The sequence below is a fragment of the Halorussus salinisoli genome (genome assembly GCA_005239435.1).
GTDB lineage: Archaea > Halobacteriota > Halobacteria > Halobacteriales > Haladaptataceae > Halorussus > Halorussus salinisoli.
Window position 1 is genome coordinate 283949 of sequence record SZNP01000007.1, and the last position, 22555, is coordinate 306503.

Sequence of the window (22555 nt, forward strand, 5' to 3'; positions counted from 1 at the left end):
GGGAGAACCAATCCGCGTAATGACCGTAACCATCGTCGGTTCGCAACTCGGCGACGAGGGGAAAGGCGGCGTCGTGGACCTCTGGGGCGACGCCGTCGACGTGGTCGCCCGCTATCAAGGTGGGGACAACGCAGGCCACACCGTCGTCGAAGACGGCACAGAGTACAAGCTATCGCTCGTTCCGAGCGGCGCAGTCCGCGGAAAGGTCGGCGTCCTCGGAAACGGATGCGTCGTCAACCCGTCGACGCTGTTCGAAGAGATAGACGACCTGCGCGAGCGCGGCCTCGACCCCGACGTTCGCGTCGCACGGCGCGCGCACGTCATCTTCCCGTACCACCGCGTGCTGGACGGCATCGAAGAGGACGTCAAGAGCGACTCGGACATGAAGGTGGGGACGACCGGCCGGGGCATCGGTCCGACCTACGAGGACAAGGCGGGACGGCGGGGTATCCGCGTCGCCGACCTGCTCGACTCCGAAGGTCTCCGCGAGAAACTGGAGTACGTCGTGCCCCAGAAACAGCGACTCGCCGAGGACGTCTTCGGCGTCGAGACCGGCGAGGAGTTCGACATCGCGAGCCTCTACGAGGAGTACAAGAGCTACGGCGAGCGACTCGCCGACGAAGACATGACCGTCGAGGCCGGACAGTTCCTCACCGACCGCATCGCCGACGGCGACGACGTGATGTTCGAGGGTGCCCAGGGTACCCTCATCGACATCGACCACGGCAACTACCCCTACGTCACGTCCTCGAACCCGACGGCGGGCGGGGCCGCCACGGGAACCGGTCTCAGCCCAGGCATCGTCGGTGGCGGCGAGATAGTCGGTATCGTCAAGGCCTATCTGACGCGGGTCGGGAGCGGGCCACTGCCGACCGAACTCGGCGGGGTCGTCGGTGACACCCCTGGCTACGACGAACGAGGCGAGGGCGATAACGAGGACGTCGCCGAGTACATCCGCGAGGAGGGCGGCGAGTACGGCACCGTCACTGGCCGACCGCGCCGGGTCGGGTGGCTCGACATGCCGATGCTCCGCCACTCCGCGCGCACCAACGGTTTCACCGGTCTCGCCGTCAATCACATCGACGTGCTGTCGGACCTCGACGAGGTGAAGGTGGGCCACAGCTACGATCTCGACGGTGAGGAAATATACACCGTACCAGCCACTACCGAGCGGTGGAGCGACTGCGAACCGAACTTCCGGACGTTCGACGGGTGGGACGACGTGAACTGGAGCGACGTGGCCGACGAGGGCTACGACGCCATTCCGGAGAACGCCCGGGCCTATCTCGAATACGTCAGCGACGAACTCGACACCGACGTCTACGCCGTCGGCGTCGGACCGGGCCGCGAAGAGACAGTCGTACTGGAGAACCCGCTCGAATAGACGGAACGAGCGCGCTTCTTTCTCCCTCTAGATAACTCTCGTTGCTTCGGCGGTCAGATTTAAGGACGTATGTGCACACACAGATACCGAAGGGTAGTCGGAAGGCGGCGTACCGACAGGGGAGCGGTATCTCCGTCGAACGAACCGGCTATACCTCCGCGCGACCATGCGCAAAGTCGAACTCATCTACCTTCACGCACTGCTCGTAAAGACCCACGAATATCTCGCGGTCCACCACGACCTACCCGAGCAGTTCGAGGCCTACGAGACCCACGACGTCGGCCCGTACCAGATTCAGCGCCGGAAAGAGGAACACGAGGCGGCGGCCCGACTGCTCGCCGAGCGACTCGCCGACGAAGTGAGAGACGAGCGTCGAGAGGTCGAACTCCGGGAGGCGTGAAGGCCCTACACCGGGTCGGTTCGCCGTCTGTGCGGTCGAAAGGACTGCTCGGGAGAGTTCACCTCGACACGGCGGGCCGGGTAGTTCGAGCGACGAGCGGTGCGGAACGTCCACGGAACCCGTCACGCTTTTGGCCCACCCACTCACAGGCATTATCATGAAGCAGTCGCTGATGGACATCATCTGTTGTCCGCTGGACAAGCAGGAACTCGAACTCGACGCCACCGAAACGGACGACGAGGAGGTTCTCGCCGGTACGCTGACCTGTACCGAGTGCGGCGAGACCTACCCCATCGAGGACGGTATCCCGAACCTCCTGCCGCCGGACATGCGCGACGTGGAGGCGTAGTTTTTTCTACTCTCGGTTGGAGGTGACGATAGCGTGCCAGACAGTCTCCCCGTCCGTCTCAACGACGACCGACTCCACGACATCCAGACGCGGGCGTCGTTCGAGGCGACGGACTCGTTTCCGATACTGCTCCACAACGGCGATGCGCCGGTTCACGTCCATCTCCATTTGGACGACGAACTGTCGAGAGTGGCGTCTATCCCCGCGAACAACCACTTCGTCGACGCCGACTCGACCCGACAGGTCAGCGTCGAAGTCGAACCCGGATCGCGCCCGGTCGAGGGGCAACTCAAAATCGTAACCGGCCACGGCGCGAAGACCGACTACGTCGCCGTCTCGATAGTCGAACCCGAGGACCGCGAGGACGCGGTGGACGTAGACGCCACGCTCGCCGACCCCGTGAGCGACGACGACGGCGACGACGAGGACGCAGACGGAGGGTTCGGACTCCCCGACCTCTCGCTGGGCGGGAACGCGCCGGTCGCCGCGCTCGGCGTGTTCGCGCTCGCGGTGGCGGCGGGGTCGGCCACCCTCTCGAACAGCGTGGCCGTCCTCGTCGGCGCGTTGGCCGTCCTCGGGAGCGTCGCGGCCGCGGGCTATCTACTGGTCCGGTAGCGCGGTCGGTGTAGTCGGAACGCCAGCGACCGTCTTCAGAAACAAAATTATTGCTGAAGAAAGTATTTTCATCCGTTACGGAATTGTTTTCCGACCTGCATCGAACGGAGAACCCTCACGCAAACACGCTCGATGATACGTTCACTCGGGCGCGCTCGGCCAAGCGTCCGGGCGGGGGTTTTCGAAACCGACACCACTCTCCGACCGACAACTCCGACGCACCGTTCTCCGAGCGTCTTCCGCAGTTTCCATCGCATCGTTTTTGCTCGTCGCCTGCGTCGCTTCGCACATGTCACTCGCCGAGGACACCCGCGAAGCGGCCCGACGTCGGCCCTTCCTCGTGGCCGCGCTCCGGGCGGGCGTCGTCAACTACACCGCGGCGGCGCGAGACCTGTCGGACGAGGTGGACGGCGACACCGAATCGATTGCGACCGCGCTCCGGCGGTTCGCCGAATCGCTGCCCGACCGCGAGACCGACTCGCGGGCCGCGCGCGTCTCGATGCGGAGCGGATTGGGCGAAGCGACCGACTCGGACGACCCGCTCCTCGCGGTCGGTGGGACCGCGCTCGCGCCCGGCGCGGGGTCGCTGACCGGCGTCCTCGCGTCGGGCGACGTGGACGCGGGCACGCTCGCCCACGTCCTCGGGTGCTTGGACGCCGCGGGCGTCGAGGTCCGAGCGGCGGCGGTCGCGGGCGAGACCCTACTCGTCGCCGTCGAGCGCCGCGACGGTCCGGACGCGGTTCGAGTCGTGGAGGACGCCCTCCAGGAAGTGCCGGAGTCGGCGGAATCCGAGGACGTGTAGACGGACCGAGCGCGCGAAGGAAGCGGCCCAAGTACGCGAGGGAAGCGAATCGAACGCGCAGAGGACCCGAACCGAACGCGCGGCAATCGGCGCGTAGTGTGCCTATCGACGCTTTAAAACGGTCGCTCTGGCTACTAGTCGGCAATGACGCTCGAAGTGACGAACACTCTCACCGGTGAGCAGGAGCCGTTCGAACCGCAGGACCCCGACTCCGTCCTCCTCTACTACTGCGGCCTGACTGTTTCGGACTTCGCCCACCTCGGACACGCCCGGTCGTGGGTCCACGTGGACGTGATGCACCGGTGGCTACACCACCTCGGTTACGACGTGCGCCACGTCGAGAACTTCACCGACGTGAACGAGAAGATCGTCGCACGCGTCGGCGAGGACGACCTCGGCGACAGCGAGGCGGACGTGGCCCGCCACTTCGTCTCGGAAGTCATCACGGACATGCGGTCGCTCAACCTGAAGCGCGCGGAGGTCTACCCCCGCGTGAGCGAACACGTCCCGGAAATCGTGGACCTCGTGGAGACCCTGATAGAGAAGGGCTACGCCTACGAGTCGAACGGGTCGGTCTACTTCGACGTGACGACGTTCGAGGACTACGGCAAACTCTCGAACCAGAAGGTGGAGGAGATGGAAGCGCAGGGCGAGGAAGCCGAGCTCGAAGAGAAGCGCCACGCCGCCGACTTCGCGCTCTGGAAGGCCGGAGAGGCCCACCCGGACGACGCCGAATCGGGAGGCCAGACGTGGGACTCGCCGTGGGCCGAGGGCCGTCCCGGATGGCACATCGAGTGCTCGGCGATGAGCATGACCCACCTCGGCGAGACGCTGGACCTCCACGTCGGGGGGCAGGACCTCGTCTTCCCCCACCACGAGAACGAGATCGCCCAGAGCGAGGCCGCCACCGACCAGCAGTTCGTCAACTACTGGCTCCACGTCCGCCTGCTCGAAACCGGTGGCGAGAAGATGTCCTCCTCGCTCCAGAACTACTTCACGGTCCGGAACGCCGTCGAGGAGTTCGGTTCGGACGCCATCCGGATGTTCCTGCTCTCGACCGCGTACAACAACCGCCAGACATACAGCGAGGAGACCCTGAACGAGGCGGTCGAACGATGGGAGCGACTCGAACGCGGCTACGAGCGCGCGATTGAGGCAGCCGACAGCGCCGACGCCGGGACGAAAGTCGAAGACGCCGACCTCCGGAGTGCGGTAGCCGCGACCCGCGAGGAGTTCTCGGCCGCGATGAACGACGACTTCAACACCCGCGAGGCCATCACGGCACTGCTGGAACTCGTCAGCGCGGTCAACAGACACGTCGGCGACCGCGAGGCGTACGACTACCGGGCGCTCCACGACGCCATCGAGGCCTTCGAGGCGTTCGGCGAGGGCGTCCTCGGGTTCGCGCTGGCGGGCGACAGCGAGGGGAACGTGGAACTGCTGGACGAACTGGTCGCACTCGTCCTCGACGTGCGAGAGCAGGAACGAGACGCGGGCAACTACGAGCGGGCCGACGACCTCCGCGACGAACTCGAAGCCCTCGGAATCGAGGTGCAGGACACCGATTCGGGAGCCGAGTTTCGACTCTCGTAAAACGGACTGCGATCCGACTAGTACTGTCTGTCGTCCTCGTTTTCCTCGGGCAGAGCCACGGGGGTTAATAACCCCGGCCTGTCTACCCCGCGAGTACCATGACACGACGCGCAGTCGCTGGCGTCCTGGTCGCCGCGCTGGTCGTCGCCAGCGGGTGTACCGGCGTCCTCTCGGGGCCGGTCACGTTCTCCGCCTCGGAGGCGACGGTCAGCGACGCCGCCCTCCAGGAGACGGGTTACGAACACAACAGCACCGAGAAGAAAGAGGTCTCGCGGGAGTTCTCGGCGGCCGGACAGAGCAAGAAGGTCGAAGTGACCAACTGGATATCGGAGTACCACCAGCGAGTCGGCCTTCCTGGCGTCGGCGAGCACAAGGTCGCGGTCTTCGCTACCTTCTCCAGTCCGAAGGTGGACGTCCTCGGCAAGTCGTTCAATCCGCTCTCGAAGTACGACAACCGCCAGTTGGCCGAGCAGTTCACCTCCCAACTGAAGAGCGTGAACGACGTTCGGAAGGTGGACAGCCAGAACCGGACGATGCTCGGAAAGACGACGAAGGTGACGAAGTTCGAAGCCACCGTTACGACGGCCACCGGCATCGAGTTCGACGCCTACGTCCACGTCACGAAAGTCGAACACGAGGGCGACTACGTGGTCGCGCTCGCAGTCTACCCCCAGAAGCTCCCCGGGCAGAGCGACAAGGTGTACCGCCTTCTCCGGGGCGTCCAGCACGGCGAATAGCGACGACGGAGCGATTCCGACCATCCGGTAACGTTTTTCTCGGTCCGGCGTGTCACCGAATGCATGAATACGGCGCTGGCCGCCGGAGTCGCGCTCACGGCCGCCGGACTGGTCGGATATCTCGCCGGTCTCGCGTCGGCCTATCCCGGCCGAGCGTTCTCGGTGACGGGCCTCATGGTCGGAATCACTTTGCTGGCGATCGGTCTCGGAGGCGATTCGGCGTGACGGTCGAGGCAGTCGTCTACACCACCGAGGGGACGACGACCTACGCCGACCTTCGGACCGCCCGCAACGCGACCGGAACGACGTGGGTTCGAGCCTCGAACGCGACCGCCGACGAGATGGAACGCGTCGCCGAGGCGTTCGGTATCCACCCGCTCTCGGTCGAAGACGTTCGAAACGGCGTCCGACCCAAGACCGAGGAGTTCGACGACCACACGTTCGTCCTGTTGAAGACCGCGACTCTTCGTCGCGGCGAGACCACGTTTCAGGAGGAGATTCGCAGGGAGTCGGTCGGCTTCTTCGTCGGCGACGACTGGCTAGTCACCATGTCGATGGAACCGGTCGACGCAGTCGAGCGCGTCTGGGAGATGGTCGTACGCGAAGAGGGTCGCATCCTGCGACAGGGGCCGGACTTCGCGACGTACCGAGTCGCCGACGGCATCGTCGACCGCTACTTCGACGTGCTGGACGAAATCGAAGACCAGATAGAGCAGGTCGAAGAGGACGTGACGACTTCGACCGACGTCGAGACGTTGGAGATAATCAACAACGTCCGGCGGGAACTGCTCTCGTTTCGGAAACTGCTGTGGCCCTCCAGGGAAGCGATAGGCTACCTCGCGCGCGGCGACCCCGACCAGATTCAGGAGACCACCGAGAAGTTCTACCGGGACGTGTACGACCACCTCGTTCAACTCGTCGACCTGACCGAGACCTACCGCGACTTGGCCAGCGGCGCGCGCGACATCTACCTCAACTCCCTGTCGCTCTCGACCAACGAGGTGATGAAGAAACTGACCGTCGTGGCGACCATCGTCCTTCCACTCACCTTCGTCGTGGGCGTCTACGGGATGAACTTCTCGGGCGGGCCGTACAACATGCCGGAACTCGGCTGGACCTACGGCTACCCGGCGGTGATGCTGGGGATGCTCGCCGTGACGGTGATACTCGTCGCGTACTTCCGGTACGAAGGATACACCTGAGCGGCGCTTCGCTACCTCCTGAATTTCCGGTCTTCGACACCGATACGGAACCTCGGTGGAAATCGAACGAGAGCTAGCTACTGCCGAGACCGCGGAGTCTACCGTACTGCACCGCAACCGCACCGCGAGAGCCTCGAACCTCCCCAACCGCGCGCGCAGATGGGCGCGACCTCAAACCACGAGGTCGCGCCAGCACGCGCCGTGGTGGGAGATTCACCGGCTTCGAGGCGTCGAATTCCGAATCTCGCCAGCGTACCTCGACCCCCGACTCCCGCGCCACGAAGGTTTAAATCCGAGGACGGGACCAACTCGGCCCGGACGTTTCGCGCGGTTGCGAGCAACGTACTCGGACCGCCAGTCCGACTACCCCGAGAGGGCTGAGCCGAGGCGTAAAGCCGAATTCTGCGCACCGAGAGTGGCTACTTCGGGCCGATCTGGACCAGCAAGACGCCACCGAGGACGAGCGCACCCCCGACGACCGTCACGGGCGTAATCGGTTCACCGAGGACCGCCGCGCCGAGCAACAGCGTCACGACTGGCTCCGTGGTGCTGACGATGCTGGCTCTGCTCGCGCCGATTCGCCGGATACCTGCGAAGAACGTGAAGATGGGGAGCGCGGTGGCGACGACGGCGATAGCGACGACTACCGCCCACTCGTAGGCGGTCGCGGGGACGGCGAGTCGGTCAGTCGCGGTACCGAACGCGAGGTACGTCACCGCGGCCGCAGGGAGGACGTGTGCCGTGAGGACCTGCGGATCCACCGTCGCCAGCGCCGACCGACTCGCGGTGATGTAGCCCGCGTACACCACCGCGGCCGCGAGGACCACCGCGATTCCGCGCGGGTCCGCCCCGGCCGGGTCCGCGCCCGTCACCAGCGCCACGCCCGCGAGCGCGGCGAGTAGCGCGACGACCGTCAGGCGGGTCACGCGCTCGCCGAGTCGCAATGCCGCCGCGCCGACTACGAAGACAGGGTAGGTGTAGAGGACGATGCCGACCAGTCCGGCGGTCATGAACGTCAACCCCCAGAAGAACAGGCCGCTCATGGCCGCGTAGCCGACCGCACCGAGCGCGACTCCGACGGCCAACGACCGACCCCGAAGCGGATGAAGGTCACCGCGAGCGCCAAGCACGAGCCACACGAGGAGCGTCGCGAGCAGAAACCGGAACGTCAACACGGTCGGAATCGATAGCCCCGCGGCCGCCGCTAACTCGCCGAGGACGCCCAGAGTCCCGAACCCGGCGGCCGACACCAGCACCAGCGCGGTTCCGACCCGGTCCATGCGTCGGCTTTGGTGGGCGCGTACAAAACCGGTTCGACTAAACGACCACCGTCCGATTCCCGGAACGATGACGTGGTTGGCGTCGCTCGAAGAGCGTACTCCTCCGATGGCCGCGCTCGTGGTCTCCGTCGTCGCCATTAGCACCAGTGCCATTCTCGTCCGGTTCAGCGACGCCCCGAGCGTCGTCAAGGCGCTCTACCGGGTCGTCTTCACCACGCTCCTGCTCGCGCCGTTCGCCGTCACGAACTACCGCGACGACCTTCGGGCGCTGTCGAGTCGGGACGCCGTCGTCGCCGTCGTGACTGGCATCGCGCTCGCGGCCCACTTCGCGACGTGGTTCGAGAGCCTGGAGTGGACTACGGTCGCCGCCAGCGTGACGCTCGTCCAGTCCCAACCGCTGTTCGTCGCGTTGGGCGCGGCGGTCCTGCTCGAGGAGACGATAAACCGGCGGATGGTCGGTGGTATCCTCGTCGCCGTGGCGGGCATCGCGTTCATGTCGTTCGGCGGATTCGTATCGGGGGCCGTCCTCGCCGGAGCGCGCCCGCTCTACGGGAACGCCCTCGCGCTCGTCGGTGCGGTCATGGCCGCGGGCTACGTGCTGGCCGGGCGGTCGCTCCGCCAGCGAGTGGCGCTCGTCCCGTACGTCACCGTGGTCTACTCGGTCTGCGCGGTCGTTCTGCTCGGCGTCGCACTCGCCGACGGAACGACCGTCGCGTTGACTGCCTACCCGCCCGAGGAGTGGCTTCTCTTCGTCGGCATGGCTGTCGGGCCGGGCATCTTCGGACACACGGTCATCAACTGGGCACTGAAGTACGTCGAGTCGAGCGTCGTCAGCGTCACCCTTCTCGGAGAGCCGGTCGGTTCGACCTTGCTCGCGCTCGTCCTGCTCAGCGAGACGCCCGACGCGTTCACTGTGGCTGGCGGTGCCGTCGTCCTCGCGGGAATCTACGTCACCGCGACGGGACGGCCGAGCGGAGCGTAGGGACCACCTATCGGGATAGCTGGGAGAGTTCAGGCCGCACTAGACGGACTTTAGCCTCGACCAGACCGAATCTTCGGTCCCGAGTAGGTCCCGTTTTCCGGTCTCTCAGGCGGCCTCTTCTGCGTCTACAGCCGAGGGATAACAAAGGGGCATTCTCGCGGAAGCTTCGGGGTAACGATGCTCTGACGAACGACCTCGCGGTTACGATGGTCAGAACGTACCGGAAGCACGAAATTACCTCGTAAAAACTACACGAATGCCCGTACCAATCACCCGACGAAAACGCCACGGGAAGCCGCCGACGTGGCGATATTCTCACGCTAGCATCGATAAGCCGTCCAGAACATATATAAATACATATAATTCGGAACGCCGCGGAGGTCGGTCGGCGTGACCGAGCGCGTACGAAGCGTCTTGTTGGTCCTTCTGCTCGTGGTGTCGTCGCTCTCGACCGCGGGCGTCGGTGCGGCGTCGGCGACGACGACCGAGTCGAAGTTCCACGTCACGCAGGCGGGCCAGTGCTACGAGGTCGCGGCCTACGGCGACGGAACGAAGACGGTCGAGGACTTCTACGACTACCGAAAACCGAACAACACCGACCCGCCCGAGTACACGTACTCGTCGCACGGGACGAAGGACCTCCAGAAGAATCAGGCGAGTAACCTGTTCGTCTACTACGGGTCCGACGGGTACAGCGTTGTCCTCCTCCACGACAAGCTCGACGAAGACGACCAGGACGGTCCCTACGGAAGTACCATCACGTTCGAGTTCTCGAACATGAGCGACGTGACGTGGGAGGTCCGCGACGACAACTACACCATCGACGGCGAGCCACAGGACGACAACTGGGACATCGACGGGTCGACCCACGTCGTCGACTGGATGTGGGCGTCACACCGGACCGACGGTGGTGCGTTCAGCGGCATCGGAGACGAGGAGATAACCATCGACCCCCAGTTCAACGACGCGGCCGCGCAGTGGGGAAGCTGGAAGTACTCCGGTGACGGCGACAATCGAACCGAGGAGTGGCGACTCCTCGACGGCGACGGGAACGTCTCGTCGCTCGACATGCAGGAGAGCGTGACCATCGAGAAGGGGAGCTGTCCCGACACGACTAACCCGGACGCCGCGCTCTCGGCCTCACCGACTACGGTCGGTAACGACGAAGCGGTCACGTTCGACGCGAGCAACTCGACCGACGACGGCACCATCGCCGAGTTCCAGTGGGACTTCGACGGCGACGGCACGTCCGAGAAAACTACCGAGAGCGCGACCGTCTCGCACACGTACGAGAGTCCTGGAACCTACGACGCGTCGGTGACGGTCGTAGACGAAGCCGGCAACACCGACTCGGCGACGGCCACGGTCGCGGTCGAGGAACCGGCCGACAGCGCTCCGGACGCCGCGCTCTCGGTCTCCCCGGAGATAGTCGCTGAAGGTGGTTCGGTCGCGCTCGACGCGAGCAACTCGACCGACGACGGCACCATCACCGAGTATCAGTGGGACTTCGACGGCGACGGCAAAATCGACGCCAATACCTCCGACTCCGAGGTGAGTCACACCTACCCGAACAACGGCTCCTACGACGCCTCCGTGACGGTCGTGGACGATTCGGGCCAGACCGACACCGCGACGGCGACGGTCACGGTCGAGAGCGACGAGTCGCCGACCGTGATGAGCTATCAGGTCCAGAGCCCCGCGAAGAAGACGGTCGAAGTCTCGTTCCTCGGGTCGAAGTCGATAACCGACATCGAGGTCGGCGTCACCGACGAGAACGACAGTCGGGTCGCCACGCTCACCGAGGCCGACTTCGAGACGCGTGACGCCGGATCGTACGACGAGTACAGCGCGAACCTCACCGTCGAATCCAACGGCACCTACACCGCGACGTTGTTGACGGCCGCCGACGCCGACGGCGACGACGCCGCGACCGGGCAGAACGACTCGACTATCGTCGGTCCCGTCGAGGGCGACATCACCTACGTCAATGGCTCCGCGGTCAGGGTGAACGGAACCTTCGAGGCAGTCAGTCTCACCGTCGGATTCTACGACTCGTCGGGCTACGGTCAGTCCCGACAGATAGAGCGGAACGTCTCCGGGACGACCCTCGTCACGGCCAACGACCAGGGTAGCGTCAACGGGACGATGATCAACGTCGCTGCGGCCGACGTGGACTTCGACGACGCCGAGGCCGAACTCAGCGAGGAGAACCCCCGGTTCGACTACTACGCCGAACGCATCAAGCCCCGGCCGGTGACCGTCTCTGTCGAGAGCGTCACGCAGGTCGGCGACGGCACCTACGAGGTGGCGTTCGGCTACGACAACCCCAACGACGAGACGCTGTTCGTCTCCAACAGCACCTTCTCGGGGAACGTCTCGGAAGAGGCCCCCGAGGAGTTCGCGCCGGGCGAGAACACCGTCACCGCGACGTGGACGCCCGACAGCGACGACGAGCGCGCGGGGTGGACGCTCAACCGGAGCAACTTCGGTCAGAGCGACGTGACCGCGACCACCCCGCCAGCCAGCGAAGTCGGTGACGACCCGTCCGAACCCGGGTCCATCGAGTTCGTCAACGCCACCGCGGTCGAGGTCACCGGCGACTTCGAGATCGTCCAGTTGAAGACCAGCTTCTTCGCCGAGGACGGCGTGGCGACCTCGACCCACTACTACGAAAACGTCTCAGGGACGACGGTGCTGACCCCGCCCGACGAGGGCGTCTGGGGACCGGTCACCTCCTCGGCGTCGGCGCTGACGAACGAGTCGGACGCCGACCCCGCAGTGTCGGCCGACAACCCCGACTTCCAGAGTCAACTCGACGACGTGCGCCCCGACCGAGTCAGCACCTTCGTCGAGGACGCGACGAAGGTCGACGACGAGACCTACGAGGTCACGTTCGGCTACGAGAACCCGAACGGCGAGTCGATGCTCGCGGGCGGTAGCGAGTTCACCGCGGGCAACACTTCGGACGAACCCCCGACGGAGTTCGCGCCCGGTCGTCACACGTTCACCGCGACGTGGACGCCCGAGAGCGACGACTCGAACCTCGTCTGGTGGACGGACTTCTCGAACTTCGGTCACGACGCGTCCACCGCGACGAGTCCGACGCTCGACCAGATCGGCGACGACCAGATGCCCCCGACCGCGAAACTGACTGCCGACCCGACCACGGTCGCGCCGGGTGAGACGGTCAGGTTCGACGCCTCCGACTCGACCGACGACGGCACCATCGCGGAGTACCGGTGGGACTTCGACGGCGACGGCACGCCCGAGAAGACCACCGAGAGCGCGACGGTCACGAAGTCGTTCTCGGAGACGGGCACGCAGGACGTCGTCGTGACGGTCGTGGACGAGTCGGGGCAGTCCGACTCCGCGACCCAGACCGTGACGGTCCGCGAGCAGTACACCGGTTCCCCGCCGACCGCGCACCTCTCGGTCGAATCACCGGTCTCGATGAGTCAGGTCGTCGTCTTCGACGCGTCCGACTCGACCGACGACGACGCCATCGCCGAGTATCGGTGGGACTTCGACGGCGACGGCGAAATCGACCGCACGACCTCGCCCTCGATGTCGGTCCAGACCGCCGAGAGCGGTCCGGGAATCGTCCACCACTACGCCCACAAGGTGCTGGGCGGACCGGGCACCTACGAGGCGACGGTCACTGTGGTCGACACCGACGGTAACACCGACACCGCGACCCGGACGATTACCGTCGAGAAGAACGATCACACGAAACCCAGCGCGGACCTCGACGCCCCGAACACCGTCGAGGTGGGCGAGGAGTTCACCGTCGAAGCGACGAACTTCACCGAGGCCCCCGACGACCTCGCGCATCTCTGCTGGCTGTTCCAGACCGACGACGGAATGGTCGAAGGTGCGAACGGACCGACCACGTCGTTCACCTTCGACGAGACCGGCGAGAAGAACGTCACGCTGAAGTTGAAAGACCGCGCGGGCAACGTGAACGAAATCACGACGACCGTCACCGTGACGGCCGCCGAGGACGACGACTCGAACGACGACTCCGACAACTCCGACGACTCCAATCGCGGCGGATTCACCGGCGGTGACGACACCGACACCAGAACCGGCGGTATCGGACCGGCCGACCCGGGTAACGACGACTCCGGCGAACAGACCGACGACGAGACGACCTCCGCACCGCTGAAGGACGCGGACAGTCGCGTCGGTAACGTCGTCGTAACGTCGAGCGTCCCGAACGCCGACCCCGCGGTCGGCGTGACCGACGCCGCGCCCGAGGGCGTCGAAGCGCCCGCGGTCGCCGACGACGGCTTCGCGGCGCTCTCGTACCTGAATGTCACCGGCGCAGAGCAGGCGACGTTCACCGTCTCGAAGGCCCGACTCGACGCCGCCAGCGCGACCGCCGACGCGGTGTCGCTGTTCAGCTACGAGGACGGCGCGTGGACCGTCGTCGAGACGGCGCAGGTGAACGCGACCGACGACGCGTACCGATTCCGCGCGAACGTCTCCGACGGCACCTACGCGGTCGGCGTCGGCAACCCCGTCACGAGCGTCACCGACGTGTCGGTCGGGAGCCAGAACGTCGAGCAGGGCGACACCGCCACCGTGAGCGTGACCGTCGAGAACACCGGTCACGCCGACGCGACCCGTGAAGTCGAACTGACCGTCGGCGGTGACGTCGTCGCCACCAAGACCGTCTCGGTCGAGGCGGGCGCGACGACGACCGTCACCTTCTCGCGCACGTTCGACTCCGCTGGCGTCTACGAGGTCGGCGTCGGCGGCGAGACGGCCGAACTCGCCGTGAAGGCCACCGAGGCCCAGACGACGACCGGCGAGTCCGAGAGCGTCGAGACGACCACCACCGACACGAGCAACTCCTCGAACGTCCCCGGATTCGGCGTGGGAATCGCGCTGGTCGCGCTACTGGCGGCCGCGTTCCTCGCGCTCCGGCGACAGTAACTCGTCTCGGCGATTCCGCTTTCGTCGCTTTTTTGGCTCGATTCGACGCCTCGCTCGGGCGAACACGACACAGTATTATCACGTCCCGGTTCGTTCCGGTCGGTATGGGCAAGGTAAACGAGCAGTCGCTCGACTGGTCCACCACCGAACGAGGCGAGACGAAGTTCGAGCGAAAGCAGTTGGGAGACGCCGCAGGCGGCGACGAACTCGGGTGTAGCCTGTACGAGATTCCGCCGGGCCGACGGTCGTGGCCGTACCACTACCACACCGCGAACGAGGAGGCGCTGTTCGTCCTCGCGGGCGAGGGAACGCTCAGACTCGACGGCGAGGAGACGACGCTGAGGGAGGGCGATTACGTCGCGCTCCCGGCCGACGAAACCGGCGCACACCGGGTCGTCAACCACTCCGACGAACCGCTCCGCTACCTGATGGTCTCGACCATGAACGAACCGGACGTGACGGTCTACCCCGACTCCGAGAAGGTCGGCGTGTTCGTCGGGTCGCCGCCGGGCGCACGCGACGAGCGGAGCGTCCACGGCTACTACGACCTTGACGCCGACGTGGACTACTGGTCGGGCGAGCAATCGGGCGACGAGGCCGAGTCCGACCGCGAGTGAGCGCGGTCGCCGACGCCGCCGAATCGACCACCGCGATTCCGCTGGTGTCGTCCTAATCCGTGAGTAACTATTTGGAAACAATTGAAAAGGAATATATTAGAATTTTTCTGATTCCTATAGATGTAATTTCCTGTCCGAAGTCGGCCCTGATCCGACCGTCGGTCGCGGCCGATGGCACGGACTAACCGGGGGGGACTGAAAGGGGCCGCTCGCTCGGTGACCGCGAGCGAGCGGCCCCTTTCTACCCGTACCTCTCTCCGGTCGTGCCGTCGTTGCTGTCGATTGCTCCGTTTTCCGGTCGTGCCGTCGCTGTTGTCGATTGCTCCGATTCGTAGCGAGCGGACAGAGCCTTTCGAAACCTACCGCTACTCCTCCGACTCCGTCGGTGCGAAGCGGGGGAAAACGTTCTGCAACGGTCCACCTAAGCCGGAGCTGTCGCCGATTAAGCGCAGACGACGCCGAGCGTCCGGCTACGGCTAGCCCCAGACAGACGACGTATAACAAAGGCCATTTCGCCGGAAAATCGGGGCACACGTCCGCACGCTGGCGGTCGAACGACACGACAACCCCGACCGACGCGACGACCGTCGGTCGCACACCTGCCCCGCTTCACATGACTCGAACACGAACACGACTCGCTATCGTCGGTATCGCTCTCCTGGTGGTCTCCTCGGCCGTCCCCCTGTCACCCTCCGGAGGTGGTCTCCTCAGCCTGTCTCCTTCCGGGGGCATCGCCGAGGCCGCAGAACACAGTTTCGTCGTCGAACAGGGCAACCAGTGCTACGAGGTGTCGCCGCTTCGCGGCAACGAAGACGTGGTCTCGTTCTACGACTATAGGACCATCGGGGACGCGCCGCGAGGACTCTACAGTTCGTACATGCCCTCGCAACTCCAGCGCGAGGACACCAGCCGTCTGTTCCTCTACGAGGGTCCCGACGGCGTGAGTCTCGTGATGATCCACAACGCGAACGGCGGCGACGACGGCGACGGAAGCGCCGCCACCTTCCGGTTCCGCGGCCTCCCGAGCGGTGGAAGCTGGGCGGTCCAAGACGACGACTACGGGGGACAGGACGACCGCTTCTCGCGCAACCGCATCGACTGGACGTGGTACGGCGACCGGACCGACGGTGGGGCCTTCCGCGGTCTCGACCGCGACGGGACCGAAGTCACCGTCGTCCCGGCGTTCGACGAGCAGGCCGCCCTCTACGACGGCCCGGTCCCGCGGTCGGGCGACACCCGCGCGTGGCAGTTCCTCACCGGGAGCGTCGGCAACCCCGACGCCGTCGGACTCGACATGAACGCGCCCGTGACGATTCGGACCGGCCACTGCACGCCCGACGAGACCGCCCCGAGCGCCGCGCTCTCCGGCGAGGACGGCGTGGCGGGCTACCCGGTCTCGTTCGACGCCAGCGGTTCTTCCGACAATCGCGGCATCGCGGCGTACCGATGGGACTTCGACGGCGACGGCGAGGTCGAGCGCACGACCACCGACCCGACCGTCGCCTACGAGTACGACGAGAACGGCACCTACGACGCCCGCGTGACCGTCGTGGACGAAGCGGGCAACGCCGACCGGGCCCAGACCCGGGTGACGGTCGATACCGACGACCCGCCGAACGCCGCGTTCCGGACCGGCGACTCGCCGACCGAAGGCTTCCCCGTCACCTTCGACGCCCGGAACGCGAGCGACGACGTGGGCATCGCCGAGTACCGGTGGGACTTCGACGGCGACGGCGAGGTCGAGCGCACGACCACCGACCCGCGAATTACCAGGGCCTACGACGAGGCCGGGAGCTACGAGGTCGGCCTGACGGTCGTCGACCGCGGCGGAGCCAACGCGACCGCGACCCGGACCGTCTCGGTGGGCGAGGATAGACCGCCCGAACCGGCAATCCGGGTCGCCTCGCCCGAGATTCCGACCGAGGGCCAGCGGGTCGTCTTCGACGCGGGCAACTCGACCGACGACACCGGCATCTCGGCGTACCGCTGGTCGTTCGGCGAGAACGGGACCGCGACCGCGACCGGCGAGCGCGTGGCCTACGCCTTCGACGGGAACGGCACCTTCCCCGTCACGCTGGAGGTCGTGGACGAGGGCGGCAACAACGCCACGACGACCACCGAGGTCGAGGTCCTGCCGACCGACGAGACGGCCCCGAACGCTACCGCCCGGGCGAACCGGACCAACGTCACGGCTGGCGCTCCAATCGAGTTCGACGCCAGCGACTCCACGGACAACCGAAACGTCTCGGCCTATCGCTGGGACTTCGGCGACGGAACCGGCGCGAGCAGTGCGCGAGCGAACCACGCCTACGGTTCGGCGGGGACCTACGACGCGACCGTCACCGTCACCGACGCCGAGGGTAACGCGGCCACCGCGAACGTGACGGTCGTCGTCCGACCGCCCGACACGACCGACCCCGCCGCGAGTCTCGCGGTCGAGACCAACCGGACCGAGACGGGCACCGAAATCGAGTTCGACGCGAGCAACTCGAGCGACGACGGCGGGTCCGGCGTCGCCGAGTATCGGTGGGACTTCGACGGCGACGGCGAAGCCAATCGCACGACAGAGAACCCGACCGTCGATCACGCCTACGACGAGAACGGCACCTACGACGCCCGCGTGACCGTCGTGGATGGGGCGGGCAACGCCGACGCCGCGACCGTCACCGTCGAAGTAGAGCAGAACCGGCAGGCTCATCACGGGGACGATGACGAAAACGGCGGTAGTGACGGCGGAAACAGCGGCGGTCGTGCCGGCGGCGGAGGCGGCGGTGGCGGTTCGACCGATATCGGCCCGCCGCCGACCGTCACCCAGATCGAGGAGCGCGGGCCGAACGCCGGACTCGTGGACGTGCGCAACGCGCGGGCCGACGAGACGGTTCGGGCCGACCTGCCCGCGAGCGAAGTCGCCAACAGGACCGGCGTCGAGTTCCGGAACCTTCGAGTGGACCTCGCCAGCGACGACTCGCACTTCGCGGTCGAGACCGCCCGACCCGCCGACGGAGCGACCGACTCCGCGCTTCCGGCGGACGTGACGCTGGGGTCGCTCGCTGTCGAGTCGAACTACGTCCAGTCCCGGCAGGTCGCGGGCGTCGCTTACGAGGTGGCAGTCGAGCGGTCCCGACTCGCCGACGTCGGTCTCACGCCCGCGGACCTGACCGCGTACCAGCGCGCGGGCGACTCGTGGGAGCAGGCCAACGCCAGCGTCGAGTCGCGCGGCCAGACGGTCGTCCTCCGGGTCGAGGCCGACGCGTTCGCTCCGATTGCGGTCGGGGCCGAGCGGTCCGTGACGGTCGCCGACGCCGAACTGAACGCGACGCAGGTCGCCGCCGACGAACCCGTCTCGGTGACGGCGACCCTCCACAACGAGGGAGAGGCGGCCGCCGAGTTCGCGGCGAATCTCACGGCCGACGGCGAGGTGGTGGCGACCGAGACGGTCGAGGTGCCCGCGGGCGAGACAGAGGAGGTCACGGTCGAGGAGTCGCTCGCGCCGGGCACCCACGAGGTCGGGCTCGACGCGACGCCGGTCGGCAACGTCACGGTGGCCGAACCCACCGCCGAGACGGGTATCGCCGACGTGTCGGCCAACGAGTCGGCCATCGCGCCGGGCGAGCAGGTCGCAATCACCGCGACCGTCGAAAACACCGGGAGCGAGGCGGGCGAACGAGAGGTCGCGCTGACCCTGTTCGGCGAGCAGGTGGCGACGAAGACGGTCGAGGTTCCGGCCCACGAGACGAAGCGAGTCACCTTTGTCCGACGAATCGACGCGGCCGGGAACTACACCGCGACGGTGGGGAACGCGTCGGCCGAGTTGTCGGTCGAGGCCGAGAGCGAGGACGACGGACCGGCGAGTCCGGACGTACCCGTGCCCGGATTCGGCGTGGAAACGACAGTCGCGGCACTGCTGGCGGCCGCGGCACTGCTAATCGTCCGGAAGCGCGAGTAGTCCGACCGACCCGCCGGCTCGCGCTCGCGGATTTAGAAACGTCCGGCGCGTGCGGGCGCGACCTTGCAGTTTGAAGTCGCGCCCATCCGCCGAGGTCTGCGCGAGCGAACGCGAGTGCAGCTCGGAAGACGCGGGTCGTCTTCCGGTGTCTTCAGGAGCGAAGTGACTGAAGGCTCGTCAGAGTGTGCCTCTGAATGTGGACGGGCGAGCGTAGCGAGCGAGGGGGTTGGGGAGGCGTGAGGCCCGCGCTCGGGGCGACTTACCACGGAAGGCCCTCGACTCGACAACTCTCGGTCTGGGTGGACTGAAAGGGGCCACCCGGTCGCGTTTACGTGGTCGTCTGGCCGGCCCCATCCGCGCCGATGCGGTACGTTGCGGTGAGGCGCGGATATGTCGGCCAGCGACCGCGACCGGGCGGGGCTTTCGAGGATAAACTCACCGCGTCGACTGTCGTGCTACCAACGAAAATAGAAACGACTAGTCCGCGTACTCGGGTCGCTCCTCGTACTCGATAGGGTCCCGCACGTCGATATTCTGGAAGGCCTGCAATCGGAACGCACACGCGTCACACGTCCCGCAGGCCGGGGACTCGGCGCGGTAGCAACTCCACGTGTGTTCGTAGGGGACGCCGAGTTCGGTGCCGCGCTCGGCGATGTCGGTCTTGCTCCACTCCACGAACGGGGCGCGGAGGTCGACGTCGGTGTCGTCTTTGGTCCCGGTGTCGACGACCTGCTGGAAGGCGTCGAAGAACGCCGGGCGGCAGTCGGGGTAGCCCGAGAAGTCCTCGCTGTGAGCACCGATGAAGACCGCCTCGCAGTCGTTGGCTTCGGCGTAGGAGGTTGCCATCGCCAGCAGGTTGGCGTTCCGGAACGGGACGTAGGAGGTCGGAACTTCCTCGGAGTCGAGGTCGGCGTCCTCGACTGCCATCTCGTCGTCGGTGAGACTGGAGTTTCCGATCTGGGCGAGGTGACCCGTCTCGACGTGGAGGAAGTCGGCGGCGTCCAACTCGTCGGCGAGTCGGCGGGCGCACTCGTACTCCCTGTTCTCGGTCTCCTGTCCGTAGGAGGTGTGGAGAAGGTAGAGTTCGTACCCCTCCTCGGCGGCGAGGTAGGCCGCGGTGGCGCTGTCCATCCCGCCGGAGGCGAGGACGACCGCGCGCTTCTCGGTCGTACGCACCTCGGTCGATTCGTCGCTCATGGCCGACTACTGGACCGCCGGATAGATGAGTCGTACGGTCCCGACTCCGAATCTCGGCTGACCGACAGGATTATGGTTCGAAGGTTTGACCTGTCCGTCATGGGTGTCGTCTCGTCACTTTCGGTCGCGGTCGAGATGCTGAAACGAAACCCCGTGCTGTTCGTCGCGGGGCTGGTCGTCGCGCTCGTGAACGGCGTCGCCGCCGGCGGGCAGATGCTCTCGTCCGGGATGACCAGCGTCGTCTGGAGTTTCGGGTCGTTCGCCATCCAACTCGGGTCGCTGTTCTTCGTCGCGGGGGCCTACGGAATGGCCGCCGAAGCTATCGACGGTACCACCCGACTGGAGACGTTCCTGTCGGAAGGCAAGGACAACTTCGCGGACGCGCTCGCCGCCACACTGCTGCTCGTGGTCGCCATGGTCGCGGCGTTCGTGGTCGTCGCCGTCGTCGCTATGGTCGCCGTCGTCGCGGTCCTGGCGGGCGGTAGCGGGACCGGATTCTCGACCGAGATATTCGTTCTCGCGATGACCGGGATATATCTGCTCGCCCTGCTTCCCCTGTTCTTCCTCCAGTTCTATCTCCCGGCGGTCGTAGTGTCCGACCGGACGCCCGCCGACGCGCTCAAGCAGAGCTATCGGCTGGTCCGGCACAATCTCCTCTCGACGCTCGGTTTCGACGCCGTGGTCGCCGCCGTGATGGTGGTCGGAAGCCTGCCGACAATCTGGCTCTACACGGAGTTTACGGACTCGATGGCGATGGGAGCGGCGACTCCGACGATGTACCCGTACGCTGACCTCTCCCCGACGGTCGTCGGAACCTACCTCGCGGCGACCGTCGTGTTGGGAACCGTGACGGGAACGTTCTTCTACGCCTATCAGGTCGCGTTCTACGAAGAGTTTCTCCCCGAGAACACCGACGACGCGGTCTGAACCGAGGTCCGTCCTCTCGAAAACGGTCTACGTCTCGGGCGCGTCGTTCCAGAGGTTGACGTGCAGACGTGGCGTGTACCGGAAGCCGTACTCACGGGCGAGTTCTGCGGTGAGAGACCGCGTTTCGGCGATTCGGTCTTTCGTCGCTCCCTCGGGCATCAGCAGGACGTCGGTGTCCCGAACTTCGACCGCGGCGGCGTCTCGAATTCGGGCGAGCAGGTCGGTGATCTCGTCCAGGTCCTCGCGCTCGCTCACGACGAACTTCAACTGGAAGTCGTAGGACTCGACCAGTTCGGCGAGCGCGTCGAGGTCGACGCGGCGCTCGTCGTGGCGTTCGGCCCACTCGCCACCGCCTTTCGGGTCCTTCTCCGGCGTCGGCGTGCTGGACGCTAACTTGGGACTCACGCTGGCGAGGTCGATGGGCGCGTCCGGGGAGACGGTCCCGTTGGTCTCGACGGTGGTGTGGTAGCCTCGCGCGTCGAGTTCGCGCAGGAGCGACTCCGTGGCCTCGTGCATCAGGGGTTCGCCGCCCGTGACGACCACGTGGTCGGCATCGTAGGACTCGACTTCCGCCAGAATCTCCTCGACGCCCATCGTCGCGTGGGTCGGTTCCCACGAGGTGTGATAGGAGTCGCAGAACCAACACCGGAGGTTACACCCCGAGGTGCGGACGAAGACGCTCGGCACGCCGGCGAGGCGGCCCTCGCCCTGCAACGATTCGAAGAGTTCGTTGATGGGGAGCGCGTCGGAGTTCGTCGACGCGCTTTCTTCGGAATCTACGTCCACGTCGCTGGAGACCGGCATCGTCAGAAGGTGGCCCCGCCGCAGAGTTCGGCCGTCTCGCTGACCTGCACCGCGACCTCCGAGACGTTGTCGGGGAGTTCCGCGGCGAGGCGGCGCTCCAGTATCGCGCTCATGACCTCGGCGGTCGGCGGGACGTCCAGCACGACGAGTGCGTCCCCGTCGCCCGACTCCTCGAACGCCTCGACGAGCGGGTCGCCGTCCTCCAGCAGGAATCTGTGGTCCCACTCGGAGATTATCGAGGTAATATCGCCCTTGTCCACGACCCACCCTTCTTCGCGCAACTCGCCGACGACCTTCACCGTGATTTCGTAGTTGTGTCCGTGGGGACGACTGCACTTGCCGTCGTGATGGAGGATGCGGTGCCCGGCACTGATGCGAATCGGCCGGTCCCGACCGACGTAGAGGGTGCGCTGGCCGGACTCCGCGAGGGGAGATTCGAGTGTTCGCTGAGCCATACTCGGAGATTATTCGGCGCGCACTTAAGTTCACGCAAACCGCTTGGAGGTCGGAGACGAGCGTGCGACAGTCGCCGGAGCAATGGGTGGTCTGGTTTCGAAAGCCCTGCCCGCCGTGTGCCGCAAGAACTGGGGAGACTGTGACGGCCTCGAAAGCCCCGCCCACGGTGGAGTGGCCGGTCGGTCGGCGCTCGGAGAACGTTCTACCCGGCGCGTGCTGGTACGGCGCTCACGAACGTCGCGTCGACCACGCGAGGTCGTCGGGAGCGGAGCGACCGACGGCTCGGTAGACGCGGGTTGTCTTTCGGTGTCTGCGCGAGCGAAGCG

18 protein-coding genes are annotated in these 22555 nt (G+C 66.2%); 14 read left to right on the forward strand and 4 right to left on the reverse strand.

Going from position 1 to position 22555, the window contains the following annotated elements:
* Nucleotides 1-19: 19 nt before the first annotated feature.
* The 9 genes from E2484_RS19990 to corA all read left to right on the forward strand — a co-directional run bounded on the left by E2484_RS19990 (nucleotide 20) and on the right by corA (nucleotide 7082).
* Nucleotides 20-1384, forward strand: a complete 1365-nt coding sequence (locus tag E2484_RS19990; RefSeq protein ID WP_137286952.1) for an adenylosuccinate synthase — start codon at nucleotides 20-22, stop codon at nucleotides 1382-1384.
* A gap of 166 nt (nucleotides 1385-1550) precedes the next feature.
* Entirely contained in the window at nucleotides 1551-1784 is a 234-nt protein-coding gene (locus E2484_RS19995) for a UPF0058 family protein (protein ID WP_137286953.1), read from the forward strand.
* A 157-nt stretch (nucleotides 1785-1941) separates the two neighbouring features.
* Nucleotides 1942-2133, forward strand: a complete 192-nt coding sequence (locus E2484_RS20000) for a methytransferase partner Trm112 (protein ID WP_137286954.1) — start codon at nucleotides 1942-1944, stop codon at nucleotides 2131-2133.
* A 33-nt stretch (nucleotides 2134-2166) separates the two neighbouring features.
* Nucleotides 2167-2748: a DUF7524 family protein gene (locus E2484_RS20005; RefSeq protein WP_137286955.1), complete on the forward strand. Its 582-nt coding sequence runs from the start codon at nucleotides 2167-2169 to the stop codon at nucleotides 2746-2748.
* Between the two features lie 289 nt (nucleotides 2749-3037).
* Complete coding sequence (locus E2484_RS20010) at nucleotides 3038-3550, forward strand: DUF7523 family protein (protein ID WP_137286956.1); 513 nt, start codon at nucleotides 3038-3040, stop codon at nucleotides 3548-3550.
* 144 nt (nucleotides 3551-3694) lie between these two features.
* Nucleotides 3695-5143 (forward strand): cysteine--tRNA ligase, encoded by a 1449-nt coding sequence (gene cysS, locus E2484_RS20015; RefSeq protein WP_137286957.1) that lies wholly within the window; start codon nucleotides 3695-3697, stop codon nucleotides 5141-5143.
* A 98-nt stretch (nucleotides 5144-5241) separates the two neighbouring features.
* The gene (locus tag E2484_RS20020) at nucleotides 5242-5880 is read left to right on the forward strand and encodes a DUF6517 family protein (RefSeq protein ID WP_137286958.1); all 639 of its coding nucleotides are present in this window, start codon (nucleotides 5242-5244) and stop codon (nucleotides 5878-5880) included.
* A 63-nt stretch (nucleotides 5881-5943) separates the two neighbouring features.
* Nucleotides 5944-6105 carry a hypothetical protein gene (locus E2484_RS25235; protein ID WP_170977437.1) on the forward strand — a complete coding sequence of 54 codons (162 nt, stop codon included), beginning with the start codon at nucleotides 5944-5946 and terminating at the stop codon, nucleotides 6103-6105.
* Nucleotides 6102-7082, forward strand: a complete 981-nt coding sequence (gene corA / locus E2484_RS20025; protein ID WP_137286959.1) for a magnesium/cobalt transporter CorA — start codon at nucleotides 6102-6104, stop codon at nucleotides 7080-7082. Before E2484_RS25235 ends, corA begins: the two co-directional genes overlap by 4 nt.
* 419 nt (nucleotides 7083-7501) lie before the next feature.
* Here corA and E2484_RS20030 read toward each other — a convergent pair whose 3' ends face one another.
* The gene (locus E2484_RS20030) at nucleotides 7502-8362 is read right to left on the reverse strand and encodes a DMT family transporter (RefSeq protein ID WP_137286960.1); all 861 of its coding nucleotides are present in this window, start codon (nucleotides 8360-8362) and stop codon (nucleotides 7502-7504) included.
* 67 nt (nucleotides 8363-8429) lie between these two features.
* Here E2484_RS20030 and E2484_RS20035 point away from each other — a divergent pair, with 67 nt between their 5' ends.
* The 4 genes from E2484_RS20035 to E2484_RS20050 all read left to right on the forward strand — a co-directional run bounded on the left by E2484_RS20035 (nucleotide 8430) and on the right by E2484_RS20050 (nucleotide 18845).
* A complete protein-coding gene (locus tag E2484_RS20035; RefSeq protein ID WP_137286961.1) occupies nucleotides 8430-9344 on the forward strand; it encodes a DMT family transporter in 915 nt (304 codons plus the stop codon).
* A 390-nt stretch (nucleotides 9345-9734) separates the two neighbouring features.
* Nucleotides 9735-14282: a PKD domain-containing protein gene (locus E2484_RS20040; protein WP_137286962.1), complete on the forward strand. Its 4548-nt coding sequence runs from the start codon at nucleotides 9735-9737 to the stop codon at nucleotides 14280-14282.
* A gap of 104 nt (nucleotides 14283-14386) precedes the next feature.
* Nucleotides 14387-14899, forward strand: coding sequence for a cupin domain-containing protein (locus E2484_RS20045; protein WP_137286963.1), 513 nt, complete (start codon nucleotides 14387-14389; stop codon nucleotides 14897-14899).
* Between the two features lie 613 nt (nucleotides 14900-15512).
* On the forward strand, nucleotides 15513-18845 hold the full coding sequence (locus E2484_RS20050) for a PKD domain-containing protein (protein WP_137286964.1): 3333 nt from the start codon (nucleotides 15513-15515) through the stop codon (nucleotides 18843-18845).
* 477 nt (nucleotides 18846-19322) lie between these two features.
* Here E2484_RS20050 and queC read toward each other — a convergent pair whose 3' ends face one another.
* Entirely contained in the window at nucleotides 19323-20042 is a 720-nt protein-coding gene (gene queC / locus E2484_RS20055; RefSeq protein ID WP_137286965.1) for a 7-cyano-7-deazaguanine synthase QueC, read from the reverse strand.
* A 99-nt stretch (nucleotides 20043-20141) separates the two neighbouring features.
* Between queC and E2484_RS20060 the strand changes: the two genes are divergently transcribed.
* A complete protein-coding gene (locus tag E2484_RS20060; protein WP_137286966.1) occupies nucleotides 20142-20969 on the forward strand; it encodes a DUF7847 domain-containing protein in 828 nt (275 codons plus the stop codon).
* 27 nt (nucleotides 20970-20996) lie between these two features.
* Here E2484_RS20060 and E2484_RS20065 read toward each other — a convergent pair whose 3' ends face one another.
* Nucleotides 20997-21773, reverse strand: a complete 777-nt coding sequence (locus tag E2484_RS20065) for a 7-carboxy-7-deazaguanine synthase QueE (RefSeq protein ID WP_137286967.1) — start codon at nucleotides 21771-21773, stop codon at nucleotides 20997-20999.
* Nucleotides 21774-21775: 2 nt separating this feature from the next.
* Complete coding sequence (locus E2484_RS20070; RefSeq protein ID WP_137286968.1) at nucleotides 21776-22228, reverse strand: 6-pyruvoyl trahydropterin synthase family protein; 453 nt, start codon at nucleotides 22226-22228, stop codon at nucleotides 21776-21778.
* Between the last annotated feature and the right edge of the window lie 327 nt (nucleotides 22229-22555).

Coding starts and splice junctions, on each gene's coding strand:
- E2484_RS19990 (WP_137286952.1), top strand. CDS start 20: ATGACCGTAACCATCGTCGGTTCGCAACTCGGCGACGAGGGGAAAGGC.
- E2484_RS19995 (WP_137286953.1), top strand. CDS start 1,551: ATGCGCAAAGTCGAACTCATCTACCTTCACGCACTGCTCGTAAAGACC.
- E2484_RS20000 (WP_137286954.1), top strand. CDS start 1,942: ATGAAGCAGTCGCTGATGGACATCATCTGTTGTCCGCTGGACAAGCAG.
- E2484_RS20010 (WP_137286956.1), top strand. CDS start 3,038: ATGTCACTCGCCGAGGACACCCGCGAAGCGGCCCGACGTCGGCCCTTC.
- cysS (WP_137286957.1), top strand. CDS start 3,695: ATGACGCTCGAAGTGACGAACACTCTCACCGGTGAGCAGGAGCCGTTC.
- E2484_RS20020 (WP_137286958.1), top strand. CDS start 5,242: ATGACACGACGCGCAGTCGCTGGCGTCCTGGTCGCCGCGCTGGTCGTC.
- E2484_RS25235 (WP_170977437.1), top strand. CDS start 5,944: ATGAATACGGCGCTGGCCGCCGGAGTCGCGCTCACGGCCGCCGGACTG.
- E2484_RS20030 (WP_137286960.1), bottom strand. CDS start 8,362: ATGGACCGGGTCGGAACCGCGCTGGTGCTGGTGTCGGCCGCCGGGTTC.
- E2484_RS20035 (WP_137286961.1), top strand. CDS start 8,430: ATGACGTGGTTGGCGTCGCTCGAAGAGCGTACTCCTCCGATGGCCGCG.
- E2484_RS20045 (WP_137286963.1), top strand. CDS start 14,387: ATGGGCAAGGTAAACGAGCAGTCGCTCGACTGGTCCACCACCGAACGA.
- E2484_RS20050 (WP_137286964.1), top strand. CDS start 15,513: ATGACTCGAACACGAACACGACTCGCTATCGTCGGTATCGCTCTCCTG.
- queC (WP_137286965.1), bottom strand. CDS start 20,042: ATGAGCGACGAATCGACCGAGGTGCGTACGACCGAGAAGCGCGCGGTC.
- E2484_RS20060 (WP_137286966.1), top strand. CDS start 20,142: ATGGGTGTCGTCTCGTCACTTTCGGTCGCGGTCGAGATGCTGAAACGA.
- E2484_RS20065 (WP_137286967.1), bottom strand. CDS start 21,773: ATGCCGGTCTCCAGCGACGTGGACGTAGATTCCGAAGAAAGCGCGTCG.
- E2484_RS20070 (WP_137286968.1), bottom strand. CDS start 22,228: ATGGCTCAGCGAACACTCGAATCTCCCCTCGCGGAGTCCGGCCAGCGC.